Genomic DNA, 14653 nt, shown 5'->3' on the forward strand with positions numbered 1-14653 from the left:
TACTGGAGAAATCCCCGCTCTGCCACGAATTGAGAGGAAGGGGTTGCAGGGTCTTTTTGCTTGAATGAGAGCGACTATCTTGGGTCGGACGCGCGCGCCCGCTCGATATTCTCCGCAATCGACTCTGCGGTGAGAGCAGTTGGCGAAGCGGAACGGCGCGTATCGAAAAGTCAGATCGGGTTTTATCGGAAGTACCCATTTGCCGCTGTTTGGCGGCCGAACCAATATCTCAGCGGAAGCCATCCACCGCTGGTTTTGAGCATTTTCCTACAGCGAAGAGACCGATCTCTGCGCTGGAAGGAAATAGTCGAGCCCGAGCCAGGTCGCTTCACTCATCACCTGGAGATCAATGGCGCAACAGAAGTCGACCACCAGGTTCGGGAGTGGCTGCGGGAGGCATGGACATCTGCTACGTGACTGATCAGAGCCAGAAGATGACAGTTGCGGTGATGCATATGGCGGACTGAGCCGAAGCGGGGTCGGATCTGATCGTAACATTTTGTAGGGTGACCTGCTAAGTCCGGTTTTGCCATGACCGGGGTCAAAACCCAACCTATTCCAGCAATCGGCTACCCCACAGCGGCTTCAGCCGTTCGAGGACGAACAGCATGACAATGCTGGCGAGCGCAATGATCCCTATTTCCTCAGGAGCGACGCGCGCAAAATTGAACAAGTCGGCAATCGGAGGAATAAACTGTGTTGCCAGCAAGATCGCGGCCACTAACCCAAGCACTACGCTGAGCGCCGGATTAAACCTGCGAAGCGCCGCCATGATCGAAGAGCTGAAGCGGCGGTTGATCAGGATCAGGCTGGTGATACCGAGAACGAGCGTGAGAAAGGCGGTGGAACGGAGCTGTTCCTCGCCCATGCCCAAACTCCAAAAATAGAATGTGAGCCCCCCTGTCACGCCAAATGCCAGGCTACCCTGGATAACCGACCAACCCACCAGCCAGCGCGAAAACAATGATGTATCCGGTCTGCGTGGCGGCCTGGCCATGACGTTGCGCTCGTCCTCCTCGGCCTCGAAGGCGAGCGAACAGACAGGATCGATGATCATCTCCAGGAAGGCGATGTGGATGGGGCCCAGCAACAAGGGCATGCCGGTCAGCAGCGGCAGCAGCGCGAGGCCAGCGATCGGAATGTGCACCGCAACGATGAAGCCCATTGCCTTGCGCAGATTGTCATAGATTCGCCGTCCCATACGGATGGCCTTGACGATCGAGCCGAAGTCATCATCGAGCAGCACGATGGCCGACGCCTCGCGGGCAACATCGGTGCCGCGTCCGCCCATGGCGATGCCGATATGTGCCGCCTTGAGCGAAGGCGCATCGTTTACGCCGTCGCCCGTCATGGCGACGATTTCTCCCGATGCCTTCAACGCCTCGACGAGACGTAGTTTCTGTTCCGGCATGATGCGCGCACAGACGTTGACCGAGCCGATGCGCTGCCTGAGGTCGTCTTCAGACATGGCCGCCAGGTCTTCGCCCGTCAGCACATTGTCGGCATCTATCCCTGCCTGCCGCGCGATGGCGCGGGCAGTCTGCGGGTAATCGCCGGTGATCATGATGATGCGGATGCCGGCCTCGCGGCAGTGGCGCACGGCATCGGGGACCGAAGCGCGCAGGGGATCGGCAAGGCCGACCAGGCCACGGAAAGTGAAGCTGAAGGCTCGCTGTGATTTCGGCAGTTCAGCGCCGGACCAGCGCGCATCGGCAACGCCCAGCACCCGCAATCCCTTGCTGGCCATGGCATCGATGGTGTCCTTCAGCCTCGCCTTCTCGTTTCCGGTCATACCGCAAAGTTCGGCGACCGCTTCAGGCGCGCCTTTCGTGGCGATGATCCGTTCCTCGGCCGTATCCGGGTTGCCCCACACATGCGACATCGCCAGCAGGGCGGGGTCGAGCGGATAGTGATGGTCCAGTGTCCAGCCAGCGTTCTGGCGCACCCTCACGGTTTCCGGCGCGTGTTCATCACCGAGTTCGTGGAAGGCCACTTCCATGGGGTCCAGCGGCTGCTGGGCGCTGGCCAGAATGCCGAACTCGGCGAGAAGGTGGAATTCGTCCTCCAGCAGGAGTTTCTGCTGATCGTCATGCAGCAGGATGCGGCCGTCAGGGAGACGCAGTTCGGCTATCCGCATCCGGTTCTGCGTCAGCGTGCCGGTCTTGTCGGTGCAAAGGGTCGTGGCAGCACCCAGTGTCTCGATCGCTGCCGCCCGGCGGGTCAGCACCCGGTTGCGAGACATGCGCATGGCGCCCATCGCCATGAAGATGGTGAGCACCACCGGGAATTCCTCGGGCAGCATCGACATGCCGAGCGCTATCCCGGCCAGTGCGGCCTCCAGCCAGCTCCCGCGAAACAGTCCGTAAAGAAGGACAACGAGCACGCTGGCCGCAGCGCCCGTCGCCGCAAACCACAACACCAACCGGCGCGTCTGCTGCCTGAGGCGGGGCGCTTCGGTTTCAAGCGTGGAGAGAACACGGCCGATGCGACCGATCTCGCTGGCAAGACCTGTTGCGGTGACGGCGCAAAGCCCCGTCCCGCGCACGACCAGCGATCCCGAATAGACGAACGGCAGGTCGTCTCCACCCGGACGCGCCATGGCCGTTGGCGCATCAGCCCCGCAGGCGGTCTTGCGGACGGCAACGGATTCCCCGGTCAGCAGCGATTCGTCGAGATGAAGCCCGTCATTTTGCGTGATCCATCCGTCGGCGGGCACCCGATCGCCTTCGGCCAGCACCACGAGATCGCCACGCGCCACCTCCCGCCCGGCGATGCGCTTCCTTGCCCCATCGCGGATGACGAGAGCCCGCGGACTGGTCAGATCGCGCAGAGCTTCGAGCGCCCGTTCGGTGCGGGTTTCCTGGACGACAGTGATGAGGATCGAAAGCCCGGCGAACGCAACCAGGATCAGGGCTTCCTGAAGGTCGCCCAGGGCCATGTATATGAGGCCCGCCCCGATCAGCATCGCCAGCATGGGTTCGCGCAGGACATCAAGGATAATGCGCGCAAATGTGCGCTGCCCGGTACGCGGCAGTTCATTGTAACCTTCCGTCCTCAGGCGCTCGGCGGCCTCGGCGTCGCTCAATCCGGAGAGCGAAGCCTGGCTTGGCTGTTGCCCCGAGATTTCAGGATTCGTCATAACTCTCGGGCCTTGCTTGCAACCGGAATTGCCGGACTTGATCTGGGTTGCGATTCCTCAAGACGATCAGACCACCGTCCCGAAGATCGTTCCGATGCCTGCCGTCAATGCCATGGCTAGAGCGCCCCAGAAGGTTACGCGCAGGGTGGCCCTCACGACCTTGGCTCCGCCAGCGCGCGCGCCGATGCCCCCGAGAAGAGCCAGAAAAATCAGCGAGGCAATCGAGACGCCCGCCACCAGCAGGGAGCGCGGCATCAGCAAGACCATGGCGAGCGGCATGGCAGCGCCAGCGGCGAATGTCGCTGCAGAGGTTAGCGCCGCCTGGATCGGGCGAGCTGCGGTCATCTCCGAAATGCCAAGTTCGTCGCGCGCATGGGCACCGAGCGAGTCCTTTGCCATCAGCTGGATAGCCACCTGTCGGGCGAGGTCTGCATCGACACCACGGTCCATGTAGATGCGTGTCAGTTCCTCGCATTCGTAATCCGGCTGGCCGGCTAGCTCTGCCTGCTCGCGGGCGAGATCGGCTTGTTCGGTGTCCGATTGGGAACTGACGGAAACATATTCGCCCGCAGCCATGGACATGGCCCCGGCGACGAGGCCGGCGACGCCTGCGATCAGAACCTCGGAGGTGGCGGTGGATGCCGCTGCCACGCCTACGATTAGACTGGCCGTCGAAACGATCCCGTCATTGGCCCCGAGAACAGCCGCCCGCAACCAGCCGATGCGCGAGACGAGATGGCTTTCCGGGTGTAGGTGAAGTCGGGACACCGGTGTTTCTCCTGACATTGACGTTAAACTTAATTGCAAAATATTGATCGGTATCCGGTAGATTGAATCGTGTCCGCCCTGAACAATCCGAATAGAAAGGCAGAGGCGGCACGAGACATCACGGCCCGATGTCGTCTACATCGCTCCTGAACTGCTTGCCGGCATCTTTGCCAAAGCCAAGCGCCTCTGCAACGGCAACATTCCAGCCGTAGGGATCTGTCCGGTACGTCACCTGGTTGGCCTGGCTCACATAGACGGTGCGATAGAGCAGCCTGACGGGTATCGCTTCGGGGAACCTGACGTAAGCGATCTTGCCGCTCGCACGCGCCCTGGACCATTGGTCGGCGATACCCTGCTGTTCAGCGAGCATTTGGGCAAAACCCAGCGCGTCACTGACGCGGACGCAACCATGGCTCAATTGACGCTGGTGCTTGTCGAACAGCGTTTTTGCGGGCGTGTCGTGCAGATAGATTGCCAGGCTGTTTTGCAGGTCGAACTTGACGAGGCCAAGCGAGTTGCGGGGCCCGGGCCCTTGAACGATCCAGCCGTTGCGCCAGCTCATGTTGTTGCGCCGGAAATAGGCTGCACTTTTTCCGGCCAATTCCCCCCTCTGGATCGATTTCGGCACCGTCCATGTGGGATTGGCAACGAGGCGGAACATGGAAGTGGATATTTGCGGCGTTTCCTTGCCCGGCTTGCCGACGACGACGTTGCGCTGATCGACCAGTTCGCCATCGCGGAAATAGCTCAGTTCAGCCGCCGCAGTATTCACGTCGATGCGTGTCGCCGGTGGCTCGCGTGTGAGCCAGCGCAATCGTTCCATCGCCACCGCAATCGACCGCGCATGGTCGCCAGGCCGCACATTGAGAATGGATAACGTATCGACGCCGATGACACCGTCATCCCTGATGTCGTAGTCGTGCTGGAAGGCCTTCACGGCCCTTACGATACCTACGGTGTAAAGGGTGCCATCTACGGGCTGCGATGGCGAGGCCTCGGTCGTCACCGGCATAGCCAGGTAGCGATGTTCCACGAGCGCCGTCACGATCTGGGGGATCCGTGGATCCCGGTCGCCTGGATGGATCAGGTCTCCGCTGGCAATCTGCGCGACGTTCTCCTGGGACGCTGCCTTTTGCTGCTGCAGGTAGGTGTCCGCCAAAGCGCGATACTCAGGGGTATCCGGCGCGAGGCTATCCAGCCACGCATCCACCCGGCCAGCCCGAACCGCTGTGGCCAATCCTGATGCGAGATCTACCTCAGGGCGAGGATGGGTGTATATGGTGTGGAGCTTCGCTGGATCAGCGACACCGCGAGCCAGCGCGCCTGCGAACATCAGGGCAGCACTGGTCAGGGCAATCTCGCGCGCTGGGGCGGATAGCTTCGATAATTCCGGGTGAAAATGCACGCGGTCCAGGCCGTGGTCCGCCCGCTTTCCAAGCGCGGCCCTCAATGCCTGCTCTGCACGCGGCGACCAAATGGCCGCCCAGTCGGCCTTTTCGTAGAACTCGCGGACTTGTGTGTCCTGCGCCTCTGCCTGCAATTCCGCAGCTGGAATGCTCGGGGGGAGCTCAGAAAGTTCTGATTGAGCCTCAGGTTCCCTTGTTTTGCTTACCTCTGGACCGCTGCAACCGGCAGTCAGCACAAGGACCACCGGAAAAATATGTTTTAGTTTCAAAGGCACGGGCGGTCATCTTCCAAGCTTGATGGCGTAAGCGCCGATACATCCGTGCTCTACCTCGCCAGTTCAATTGATGCGCTTATTGGAACCTCACTGTCCCGAAAAGAATTGCATGGAGCCAGTCGCGATGAAGCGTTGGTGCCAGGATAGGGCTTCGCCCAGCAAGGCGGGCGAGTGCTTACCATAGGAATCGCGCAGTGCCCGCTCGTAATAATCGGCGAGCATTGCCCTATAGTCAGGGTGAACGCATTTCTCGATAACGAGCCGGGCACGCTGCTTTGGCGCAAGCCCGCGCAAATCGGCCAGGCCACGTTCAGTCACGATCACCTGCACATCCTGATTGATGTGATCGACATGGCTGACTTGCGGCACAATCGTCGAGATCGCTCCGCCCTTGGCGGTCGAGGGCGCCATGAAGATCGAGATATAGGCATTGCGGGCAAAATCGCCCGAGCCGCCGATGCCGTTCTGGATCGCCGATCCCATGACATGGGTGGAATTGACGTTGCCATAGATATCCGCCTCGATCATGCCGTTCATGGCGATGCAGCCGAGCCGGCGGATCAATTCGGGATGATTGCTCATTTCCTGCGGGCGCAGGATGATCCGTGTCCGGTAGCGGTCCATATCCGCATTGAGCGCGTGTGCCGCCTCCGGGCTTAGCGAAAACGCGGTCGACGAGGCCATGCGCAGCTTGCCCGAGGTGAGCAGGTCCAGCATTCCGTCCTGCAAGACCTCGGTATAGGCGGTCATGTTCTCGAACGGGCTGTCGATCAGGCCGGTCAGCACGGCATTGGCGATATTGCCGACGCCCGATTGCAGCGGCAGCAGGTTGGCCGGAAGCCGCCCCTTCGCCACTTCATGCGCGAAGAATTCCATCAGGTGGCCGGCGATCAGCAGTGCGCTCTGGTCGGGCGCCTTGAACGCCTGGTTGCGATCGGGCGTGTCGGTTTCGACAATGGCGACGATCTTGGCAGGATCGCAGCGGAAGGTCGGCTGGCCGATCCGGTCATCAGGCCTGATCAGCGGGATCGGCACGCGGTGCGGCGGCAGCGCCGTGCCGTAATAGATGTCGTGCATCCCCTCCAGCGCGGGGTTCTGCCAGCGATTGACCTCCAGGATGATCTGGTTTGCCCGGTCCAGCCAGGTCTTGTTGTTGCCCACCGACGAGGCGGGCACCAGCGAGCCATCGGGCAGGATCGCCGTCACTTCGACCAGCGCGGTATCCAGCGGGCCAAGGAAGCCCTGCCACGCCATCGGCGCGACCTGGCTAAGGTGCATATCGAAATAGTTCATCTCGCCGCGGTTGATCTGCCCGCGGGCAATCGGATCGGAATTGTAGGGCAGGCGAAATTCGATGCCCTTGGCCTTGGCCAATGCGCCGTCCAGTTCAGGCCCGGTCGAAGCGCCGGTCCACACGCTGATGGAGAACGGATCGCCGGCATCGTGCGCCGCCTCGATCCGCCGCGCCAGCGCCAGCGGCACCGCCTTGGGGTAGCCGGAGCCAGTAAAGCCGCTCATGCCGACCGTCGTTCCCGGTGCGATGAGCGCTGCGGCCGCCTCGGCATCCATGACCCGCGATTGGAGCGCGACATTCGCAATGCGTGAACTGGTCAATTCGCAATCTCCGTTGTTGCTGGTCAAGCGCAGCTGCGTAGGTGGCAGTTCATGGTCGATCAACGCCGTTTTCAGATGGCGCAGGGCAAGCCAGCAAAGTTGGGAAAGTCCGCGTTAGAGCCCGTCGCTAAATAGATCGATCGATCGGGGATTCGCGATCAGCTCTTTTGAATATGATGCCACGATATGGACTTCTGACGGAATGATAAAGCGTGATGGGCATCGAACGATGAGCGAAAAGCCGGCGGCTTCATCGGTTTGGCGCCGGGCCAGTGCCCGGGCAATTCGCAGATTGCGCTGGATATATTGAATGGTGGCCTGCTACCGCAAAGCAGCGGCACAATGCTTCCGTCATGCGAGGTCTCCTGGAAGCCCATGAAAATGCTGCTTTGGCGATGACATGCCTTGCACACTCGGCGTCTGTCGGGGATGCAACGCGCCTTACAGGTTTGCCGACACCTCACATGCATGGATGCCCGGATGCAAAACCTTCTTCCGATCATCATTTCCGCAATGCTTCTGGGCGCTTGTGATCGTCAGGAAGATGCCAGGAACGGCAGCAGCGCCTCGGCAGCAGATGAACGGCGTTCGGACTCACCAACGATTGCTGCCGCGAAGCGCCCGGACGCGCATTGGGTCTTGCAGGCAAACGCTGAGGCCACCGTGCTGGTCCTGCAAACGCAAGCCGGCCACCCGATCCTGTCGCTTACCTGCCCCTCGGAGGAAAAACGGCTACAGGTCAATGTACCCGGCTTCACGCCGATCGGCAGCGAGGACCGGCTGTCGATCGGCAGTGCCGGCGAAGTGGAAGCGCTTGTTGCCGATTTCCGTGGCGATCGCCAGCTTGGCGGCGTCACTGCGACGGGAGCGGTGCCGTCCAACCTCGCGGCGCTCGTGGGCGGCCCGGTCTCGGCAAGCTATGGCTCCCAGACCAGCGGTCCCCATCCTGCTGTGCCCCAGGACGTTGTCAGGTCGTTCGTCGCCGGCTGCCGCAACCGGCCAGCAGCGGGGACGCCGCACGCGGGAATGCCAGGCCGACTGGTCAGCCCCTGCCTCGTTCAGGACGGCCGGGAACTTTCGGCACAGCCCATGCGCGCAATCGGCACCGAACCGTTCTGGGCCGCGCGAATCGAAGGTCGCTGCGTAACTTATTCCCACCCGGAGGATCAGCCCGGCACCCGGCTCTGGACCCGGTACACGGCAACGCAGCATGGTGGCATGTGGACGGGCGCGCTTGACGGTCGACCGTTCGTATTGCGGACCCGTAAGGCACCCAGCTGTTCGGACGGCATGTCGGACAAGAGCTACCCTGTGGCCGTTGAGCTTATGGTCCATGACGAGCGGCGGAAGGGCTGCGCCGAACCGGTGTGAGGCGGGTTTGCTGTTTCTGAACTATGCAATCGGCAAAAAAAGCGGTTCGCCAGACCAAGTCCAGGAACCGCTTTGAAAGTCAGGATCACGCAGCACAAAAGCCACGAGCCCTTCGGGTCGCACTTTCCCGCTTACATCCTTTCTGGATTTGCGATTGTATGGATTCGACTGATTCAGAAAAAGTCGTGACGTGATTTGCCAATCCATCATTGTTCGCAGGGCGAGTGGATGCAACCGGCGGACACATGCCTCCGGCCGGCATTCATGCGGATGCATGGCCGCGAACAAGTCGGGCAAACCCCAGCGCAGACCGCTACGTCAAGACCCGGGATCGAGGATTGCGGAATTGCTCCGCAGAGCCTCAACGACAGCATCCATGACCGCCCGCACCCGCGGCATGCCGCGCATATCGACATGCACACCGAGCCAGATATCGCGGGTGAGGTCAGGAACGTCCGTGCGGAGCCGAACCAGGCCAGGCTCCATATCGGCGCGGTAGCGCGCCAGGGCTGCGACCCCTGCCCCCGATCTCGTCGCCGATAGCTGGACTTCGCGGCTGTTCGAGCGAAAACCGATCGTCCCTTCAGGAAACACCTCACGCAGCCATTTCGCCTCGGGCAGATGATCGTCCAGCACCGTCACAAGGCGAACGGGGCCATGCTCGAGGCGCTCCGCCCAGTCCGGTGATGCATACAGTCCCATGGCGAGCGCACCGACTCGGCGCGCCGCCACCTCGTGCCCCTCAAAGCGTGACATGCGCAGCGCGATATCGGCCTCTCGCTTTGACAAGCTGAGCGAACGTGTGTCGGGAACCAACTCCACAATAATGCCAGGTTGCCTGGCTTGGAGAGCAGCGAGCGCCGGCGTGACAATCCGCGCGGCGAGCGTGTCGACGGTGGTCAGCCTGACCAAGCCTTCAAGCGAAACGTCCTTGCCGGTGATGGTGCGTTCGGCGGCCAGGACCTCGGCCTCCACGCGTTCAGCATTTCCCAGCACCGTCTCCCCAAGTGGAGTCAAGGCATAACCCCAAATACCTCGAGCAGTTCATCGGGTGACAGGACGTGTGCGCTGCCAGTCGAGGCAGGCCAGGGATCATGCATCGGGGCACCCGTCCGCGCCAGCGCCGTCACGGGGTAATAGCGACTTTGAGCACGCCATCGCGCTGGTTCGCGAACAGATCATAGGCCGCCTCAATATCATCCAGCGCGAAACGATGCGTAACCAGCGGACGGGTATCGACCCTGCCGGAGGCGATCACGTCCATCAGCCGCCGCATCCGCTCCTTGCCGCCGGGGCACAGAGTGGTCCGGATCGTATGGTCGCCCAGCCCGGCCAGAAACGCATCAAGCGGGATGCGGAGGTCTTCCGAATAGACTCCCAGCGATGACAGCGTTCCGCCCGGGCGCAGGACCCGCATCGCGGCTTCGAAGGTTGACTGCCGGCCCAGTGCTTCGATGGCGACATCGACGCCGCGCCCGCCGGTCAGCCGCATGATCTCGGCCACCGGGTCGCTCCGGCTGAAATCGACCACCTGATCGGCACCCATACGCCTGGCCATGTCCATCCGGGCCGGAACGCTGTCGACGGCAATGATGGTGGTCGCGCCCATAAGCCGGGCACCTGCGGTCGCGCACAGGCCGATCGGGCCCTGGGCGAAGATGGCAACGGTATCGCCAATCCTGATGGCCCCGCTCTCCGCCCCGGACAGTCCGGTCGACATGATATCCGGGCACATCAGCACCTGTTCGTCCGACAGTCCTTCGGGCACCAGCGCCAGATTGGCCATCGCATCGGGCACGAGCACGTATTCCGCCTGGGTGCCATCGATCGTGTTACCGAATTTCCAGCCCCCCAGTGGCTTCCATCCATGCGGGGTGCCCGGGCCATCCTGCGAGTGACAGCCGCACAGCGCAGCATGGCTGTGTCCCGAGGTGCAGATCGCGCCGGCAATGACCCTCTGCCCTTCCTCGTACCCCTGGACTGCGGAACCGAGCTTTTCGATGATGCCGACTGGCTCGTGACCGATGGTGAGACCCTTGGCCACGGGATATTCGCCTTTCAGGATATGCACGTCGGTTCCGCAGATCGTGGTCGTGGTAATGCGCACGAGCGCATCGAGCGGTCCAACGTCGGGGATCGGCTTTTCATCAAGGACGATGCGCCCCGGCTCGACGAAGATCGCGGCTCTCATTTTTGGCATGATGTCCTCCGGGGCGGATCTTGGGTCAGCAGCGGTCTTGAACGAAGCGATTCTCGTCCAGTCACCAACTTCGCCAACTATAGCGCGCTTGCGCGAAGAAAGAACGACACTGTCGGCTCACCCAGGCAATCGGCATTTCGGAGCGAACCGGGGCTCTGATTTCGAAGACTTCGCCGCGTTACAGTGCCTGTGCTAGAAATGCGGCAAACAAGCCAGGCTCGCGAAAGGGAAGTACCAGTGCTCAGACCACCACCGAGCCCGGATCCCGGACTGATCGGATTGAGCGTCGCCAACCCGAACGACCTGTTCCATGCCTTCGACCCCTCGCCCATGGTCGGCCGCGACCTCGACGACGAAGTCGAACAATACATTCTGGAAAGCGCGCTCGAAGCGCCGCAGACCCGGTATCAACTCGTGATCCATGCCCCGGAGGACAAGATCGGTCTGCCGGAAACTGCCCAAATACCGGACGCGATCAGGCAATATTTCCTCTACAAGCTCGAGGTCTACCAAAGGCACCTGCGCATCAGGATGCTCGACTGGCGCCGATCGCTTTTCACTGGCCTTCTGTTTCTGGCGATCTGCTGGGGCCTGGGAATGGTGGCAATGAACCAGATTCCGGAACCCTATGGTGATTTCTTCAGGGAGGGACTGCTGATCATCGGATGGGTGGCGAACTGGAAGCCCTTCGAATTCTTCCTTTACGACCGGCGCCCGATGGTAAGGCAGCGCAATGTTCTCAAGGCTCTGTCCGAAATGGCCATTTCGATCCGCCCTGCAGACCGGAATCCTCAGACTGACGCAGCGGCGCAGCCTTAGGCAGAATGCGGTAGATCAAGGCTCCTTGCACAAGGGATGATATCTAGCACGCGTGAGAGAGGAAAATCCCATGATGACCGAGATTCGCGACATCCTGCTTTTCATGGTCAGCTACCCTTACCGCACGCCTGGCTGGGGACTCGATGCCTCGCTGTCACTAGCCGAGCGGTTTGACGCGCGCCTTTCCGGGGTTGTGTGCCAGACGCATATTCCGGCAGTGGGAAACTGGCTGGCCGACAAACTCGTGCACGCCAATGCACTGATTGCTGGCGAGAACGTGCGGAGCCGCGCGGCGACCACCGACCTCCTCAATGAGTTCGCGGCGTTGGTAGGCAAGGAACGACGCGGCGAGCAATTTCTCGTGGAGTGCGGACCGCTGGTCAATCCCATGGAGCCCGCGCGCATCGCCCGCACCCACGATCTGACGGTGGTGCCGGTCGAAACCAATGTCGAATTCCAAGTCGCCGCAGAAGCGCTGGTGTTCGATTCCGGACGCCCAGTGCTTCTGCTTCCCCGGCCGCGATCGGAAGGCCTCGCGATTCAGGACATTATCATCGGCTGGGACGGCAGCCGCGCTGCGGCCCGCGGCCTGACGGCGTCGTTGCCGTTCTGCCGTGCCGCCAGTTCGGTCCGCCTTGTGGCGATCTCAGGGGACAAGCCGTTCGCAGCGCAGCACGTGCTGGAAGAAGCCCAGCGTCATCTGGCTCTCCATGACATCGCTGCCCGCCTTGAGGAAGTGGAGGCTACGGGGCGCGATGCCGGCAAGGCTCTCCTCGATCACGGCAGTAGCAGCGGCGCGGACTTGCTCGTGATGGGGGCTTATGGGCATTCGAAAACCCGGGAATTCGTGCTTGGCGGTGCAACGCGTTCTGTCCTGGACGACCCGCAATTGCCGGTGCTGCTGGCCCATTAGGCCAGCTCGCTCCGCGGGCAGGGTGCCCCGAAACGCAGCTGAAATGGATTCTTGGAAGGATAATGCATGACAACTCCCGCTATGTCTGTCCTCGTCGCAACAGACCTCGGTGCGCGGTCCGATCGCGCGGTCGATCGTGCCTGCCTCCTGGCTCAGACGTGGAGCGCACCGCTCAAAGTCCTGCACGCGATCGAATCGGGATCGTGGGCGGACAGGAACCCTGCTCTTGCGATGGGTGCAGTGCGCGCGGTACTGCCGGATCCGTCCCTAGCCGCGGAAATTCTCCTGGCCCATGAACCGGCACCGCAGGCCATTGTCCAGGCAGCGCAGGAAACCGGCTGCGGGCTGATCGTTGCCGGAGTTGCCCGGTTCAACCAGGTCGGCGACTTCCTGATCGGGACGACGGTCGATCATGCGGTCCAAATGCCGCGGTACCGGTCCTTGTGGTCAAGCAGCGTGCGCATGGCGCCTATCGCTCGCTTCTGGTCGCAACGGACTTCTCAAGCTGTTCGCGCCGGGCCCTGGCGACGGCGGCCGACATGTTTCCAGACGCAGCCCTGCATGTCCTGCACGTCTACGATGTCCCGCTTGATGGCTGGCCAGGATCAGAGAGCGCAAGCACTGACCTGGAAGAGCAGGCGCGGCGCGACCTGGAAGCATTTCTCGATCACCCGGACCTGTCGCAGATCTTGCGAAACAGGATATCGATCCATCTTGGGCACGGCGTGATGGACGCTGTCGTCGAACAGACCGCACGGGACGTGAACGCTGACCTATTCGTGCTCGGGACACACGGCGAGACCGGTTTTCTCCAGTTCGTCGTCGGCAGCAGGGCTGAATCCTTGCTGTTCTGGAGCCGGATCGACACGCTGATAGTTCGCGAGGTGCCGTAAGCGCGATTGTTTCCGCGGCAGGAGGCACTTCCTGTCGCTGCGTGCATCGCTTTGCCCCTTTTTTCCTACTGCCAGTGCGCGGTCAGGATGCAGGCCAGTTCAATGCGCTAATCCAGTGACCCCAGCATTCATACTTGCTCTCTGCGAGGCACACCCTCTCGTCAGGCGGTCTGCAAACCTAGAGGCCTCTGGCTACGTAACGGGCGTACACCCGCGTCCCGGCTGGTCCGAATGCAGTTACGACGTACGCTGCGCGCCGGTTGCCGGGTACTTCCATGCCGGGCGACCCCATGGGCATGCCTGAGACGGCAAGCCCAGTGACGCCGCGCGGCCGCTCGCGGAGGATTCGCTTCATATCGGCAATCGGCACATGCCCCTCGAAGACGAGCCCATTAATTACCGCTGTATGGCAGGACGCCAGGTTCTGGGGAACGCCCAGACGGCCTTGGTAGGCATTGCGCCGGGCGTCATCGATCATTCTGATATTCTGACCGAACTGCTGCTTGACCAGCGCGAACCACTTCTCGCAGCAGCCGCAGCCTGGATCGCGGTGAACGACCCCGGTTGTAGCAGCGAGAGCAAGGGATGGAACCGCAACGGCAAGTAAGACCACGAGGCGTAGGGATTTTCTCATTGCGGTTCCTCCCGCTGCCGCTGTTACTGTGCGGTCTTGCCGTGCTGGCTCAGCCAGGCCTGAAGGCCGACGATGTCCCGAGTCTGTGCCGCGATATCCTGGTTCGCCAATCGCAGGACGCGGGTATCCTTGCTGCGGGCCACGACAAGGCGCGACATTGCAATCGCGCCGCGGTGATGCTCGATCATCTTGCGCACATAGGTCTCGTTCGCATCGGCGCCGGTCGCATGCATCATCGCCATGTGCATGTGCATTTCAGCTGGCGGAAACGGGTTAGCTGCCGTTGGCTGCATCATCGGCATATGCTGCATATCGCCCATGCCCGGCATCCCACCCATACCTGGCTTGCCCTCCATCCCCTTCATGCCGCCCATTCCGGGCATGCCTTCCATACTTTGGCCTGCCGGAGGTGCGGGCGAGGCTGGAGTTGCCAGGGGCGGTGCAGGAGGAGTGGCGACCGGCGCAGCGGTCTGGCCATGGGTATGATCGTGTTCGGCGCTCGTTGAGGGCTGAGTTTGCGCGACGGCGCTTGTCCCCGTCATGGCAAGTGCGACGGTCGTTGCGAGTGCCAAAATCTTCATGATGCTTCTCCTGAGCCGGTCTTGAAAAGCTATACGCAAG

At 61.8% G+C, this 14653-nt stretch carries 14 protein-coding genes and 1 pseudogene; 7 read left to right on the top strand and 8 right to left on the bottom strand.

Going from position 1 to position 14653, the window contains the following annotated elements:
• The first annotated feature begins 60 nt into the window (after positions 1–60).
• The gene (locus EBBID32_RS25240; RefSeq protein ID WP_369384539.1) at positions 61–417 is read left to right on the top strand and encodes a DUF5655 domain-containing protein; all 357 of its coding nucleotides are present in this window, start codon (positions 61–63) and stop codon (positions 415–417) included.
• A gap of 136 nt (positions 418–553) precedes the next feature.
• Here EBBID32_RS25240 and EBBID32_RS05405 read toward each other — a convergent pair whose 3' ends face one another.
• From EBBID32_RS05405 to EBBID32_RS05420, 4 genes are all read right to left on the bottom strand, one after another.
• Positions 554–3139, bottom strand: a complete 2586-nt coding sequence (locus EBBID32_RS05405) for a cation-translocating P-type ATPase (protein ID WP_006952126.1) — start codon at positions 3137–3139, stop codon at positions 554–556.
• 66 nt (positions 3140–3205) lie between these two features.
• A complete protein-coding gene (locus EBBID32_RS05410) occupies positions 3206–3907 on the bottom strand; it encodes a VIT1/CCC1 transporter family protein (protein WP_006952127.1) in 702 nt (233 codons plus the stop codon).
• Positions 3908–4025: 118 nt separating this feature from the next.
• The gene (locus EBBID32_RS05415; RefSeq protein ID WP_231382107.1) at positions 4026–5588 is read right to left on the bottom strand and encodes a L,D-transpeptidase family protein; all 1563 of its coding nucleotides are present in this window, start codon (positions 5586–5588) and stop codon (positions 4026–4028) included.
• Between the two features lie 87 nt (positions 5589–5675).
• Positions 5676–7202, bottom strand: a complete 1527-nt coding sequence (locus EBBID32_RS05420; protein WP_006952129.1) for an acetyl-CoA hydrolase/transferase family protein — start codon at positions 7200–7202, stop codon at positions 5676–5678.
• A 480-nt stretch (positions 7203–7682) separates the two neighbouring features.
• On the opposite strand from EBBID32_RS05420, the gene EBBID32_RS23185 reads away from it, so the two are divergent.
• Entirely contained in the window at positions 7683–8573 is an 891-nt protein-coding gene (locus EBBID32_RS23185; protein WP_006952130.1) for a hypothetical protein, read from the top strand.
• 318 nt (positions 8574–8891) lie between these two features.
• Here the strand turns inward: EBBID32_RS23185 and EBBID32_RS05430 are convergent, their stop codons facing one another.
• Both EBBID32_RS05430 and EBBID32_RS05435 read right to left on the bottom strand, forming a co-directional pair.
• Positions 8892–9548: a LysR substrate-binding domain-containing protein gene (locus EBBID32_RS05430; protein ID WP_006952132.1), complete on the bottom strand. Its 657-nt coding sequence runs from the start codon at positions 9546–9548 to the stop codon at positions 8892–8894.
• Between the two features lie 151 nt (positions 9549–9699).
• Entirely contained in the window at positions 9700–10773 is a 1074-nt protein-coding gene (locus EBBID32_RS05435; RefSeq protein WP_006952133.1) for an NAD(P)-dependent alcohol dehydrogenase, read from the bottom strand.
• Between the two features lie 279 nt (positions 10774–11052).
• Here EBBID32_RS05435 and EBBID32_RS05440 point away from each other — a divergent pair, with 279 nt between their 5' ends.
• The 4 genes and pseudogenes from EBBID32_RS05440 (at position 11053) to EBBID32_RS24770 (ending at position 13398) form a co-directional block, all read left to right on the top strand.
• Positions 11053–11592 (top strand): hypothetical protein, encoded by a 540-nt coding sequence (locus EBBID32_RS05440; RefSeq protein ID WP_006952134.1) that lies wholly within the window; start codon positions 11053–11055, stop codon positions 11590–11592.
• Between the two features lie 70 nt (positions 11593–11662).
• Positions 11663–12505 carry a universal stress protein gene (locus tag EBBID32_RS05445; protein ID WP_006952135.1) on the top strand — a complete coding sequence of 281 codons (843 nt, stop codon included), beginning with the start codon at positions 11663–11665 and terminating at the stop codon, positions 12503–12505.
• Between the two features lie 81 nt (positions 12506–12586).
• Positions 12587–12865: pseudogene (locus tag EBBID32_RS24765) on the top strand (universal stress protein); the annotation flags it as partial.
• An 83-nt stretch (positions 12866–12948) separates the two neighbouring features.
• Positions 12949–13398, top strand: coding sequence for a universal stress protein (locus tag EBBID32_RS24770; protein ID WP_006952140.1), 450 nt, complete (start codon positions 12949–12951; stop codon positions 13396–13398).
• 178 nt (positions 13399–13576) lie between these two features.
• On the opposite strand, the gene EBBID32_RS23465 is transcribed toward EBBID32_RS24770, so the two are convergent.
• Positions 13577–13876, bottom strand: coding sequence for a DUF411 domain-containing protein (locus tag EBBID32_RS23465; RefSeq protein WP_331271103.1), 300 nt, complete (start codon positions 13874–13876; stop codon positions 13577–13579).
• On the opposite strand from EBBID32_RS23465, the gene EBBID32_RS25190 reads away from it, so the two are divergent.
• Positions 13769–14005 carry a hypothetical protein gene (locus EBBID32_RS25190; RefSeq protein WP_331271104.1) on the top strand — a complete coding sequence of 79 codons (237 nt, stop codon included), beginning with the start codon at positions 13769–13771 and terminating at the stop codon, positions 14003–14005. The two genes, EBBID32_RS23465 and EBBID32_RS25190, sit on opposite strands and share 108 nt — an antisense overlap.
• Positions 14006–14055: 50 nt before the next feature.
• Here EBBID32_RS25190 and EBBID32_RS05460 read toward each other — a convergent pair whose 3' ends face one another.
• Positions 14056–14406, bottom strand: a complete 351-nt coding sequence (locus tag EBBID32_RS05460) for a DUF305 domain-containing protein (RefSeq protein WP_006952143.1) — start codon at positions 14404–14406, stop codon at positions 14056–14058.
• Positions 14407–14653: the final 247 nt, after the last annotated feature.

The sequence above is a fragment of the Sphingobium indicum BiD32 genome (assembly GCF_000382885.1).
GTDB lineage: Bacteria > Pseudomonadota > Alphaproteobacteria > Sphingomonadales > Sphingomonadaceae > Sphingobium > Sphingobium japonicum_C.